Source organism: Sphingomonas sp. GW821-FHT04B01, assembly GCF_059420425.1.
Genome location: NZ_JBWKTR010000036.1, coordinates 1 through 1,375, shown reverse-complemented (window position 1 = coordinate 1,375; position 1,375 = coordinate 1). Strand labels below are relative to the sequence as shown.

The 1,375-nt window shown below is 61.7% G+C and carries 1 protein-coding gene; it reads right to left on the bottom strand.

Annotated elements, in window-relative coordinates; genetic code table 11:
• The coding region (locus AC07UH_RS21490; RefSeq protein ID WP_495182212.1) for an IS110 family RNA-guided transposase at nucleotides 1-1,217 on the bottom strand (1,217 nt) is incomplete at its 3' end.
• Between the last annotated feature and the right edge of the window lie 158 nt (nucleotides 1,218-1,375).

The following is a 1,375-nucleotide window of genomic DNA, read 5'->3' as shown; positions in this document are numbered from 1 at the left end:
GGCCGGTACTCTGTCCCCGTCTTGATGACGGCGTGAGCCACGCGCGCCATCTTGGCGGTGAGCGCCGTCATCGCCTTGCGGCGACGGTCGGCATCGTCCGCGTGCCCGGCTACATATCGTCCGAGCTTATCGCGGAAGCTATTGTCGCGCTGACGCGCGGCAACCTGAGCAGCCATCCAGAAAGTCCGGCGCAATCGTGCATTGCCGTACTTGGACAGCTTTGTGCGGCCTCGGAACGTGCCTGACTGACATGTCGCGAGATCGAGGCCGCAAAACTTCAGAAATTGGCGATGATGATTGAACCGGCGCAGATCGCCGGCTTCCGCCAGGATAGTCAGCGCGTTGATCGGGCCGATGCCAGGAATCTTGCGCAGCAGCTGGTAATCGACATGCTCGGCCAGCCTGTCATGGGCAAGCCGCTCTATCTCGTCACGCTGCTGGATGAGGCTGCGTCCCTGCGCGATGACCATGCGGAACATAGTGATTGCTGCCGAATCCTCCGGGACCGGCAGAGCCACCGAAGCGCAGGCCGTTTCGTATATATCATTGATAAGACGGGCCTTGGAAACCTTGCGGCCGATGAGAGGCCAGGCCACGGCCGAGAATGTCTCGGCGTCGAGCGCGGTGATGCTGGCAGGAGTGGGGAACCGCTCGATGAGCGCAAAATACCAGTCGGATCTGCTGTTGCCGGCGAAGCGGGCGATCTCAGGGAAGTAGAGTGGCAAATAGTGGGTGAGGATCCGATGCCAGGTTTGCGTCTTGGCCTTGGAGATCGTTTCGTGGGTCTTCGACAGTTCCTGCAGGTCGTTGATCCCGGCCGCCAGCGGATCGACATAACGCTGCGTCGCCCCGATCCGCAGCATGTGCAGGATGACCTGGGCGTCCTTGGAATCGTTTTTGTCCCAGCCGTTGTGCAGCGCCTCGCGCGTGCGGGCGAGCGCAACCGACGAGATGAGGCGTAGCTCAAACCCCGCGGTCAGCAGTCTGTGCGCCAGCGTGCGATGGTAATTTCCGGTCGCCTCGAACCCGACAACGATGGGACGGCCGATGGCAGCGAGCTGTTCGGCAAAGTCGTCATAGTCCTTCTTGGTTGCCATAACGGTCATCCGCCGGCGCCGGCCGCCTTCCGGTCGCTCGATGAGGACTTCCTGCCGGTTCTTGGACATGTCGATGGCTACCAGCACGGCGCCAGCAGGCGTAGGGGTAAGCTTGGTCATGGTCGGTCGGCCTCCAAAGTGTTGTCTCGACAACTTCACTTTAGACACCCGCTGGCCGGCCATGGCTTGCCCTGATGAACCCTGCGGCCGCTATACGCGGACTTGTCTTCATCAGGGCCATAGCGGCTCCCGAACCGGCGCTTCCCAATGTGCTACGG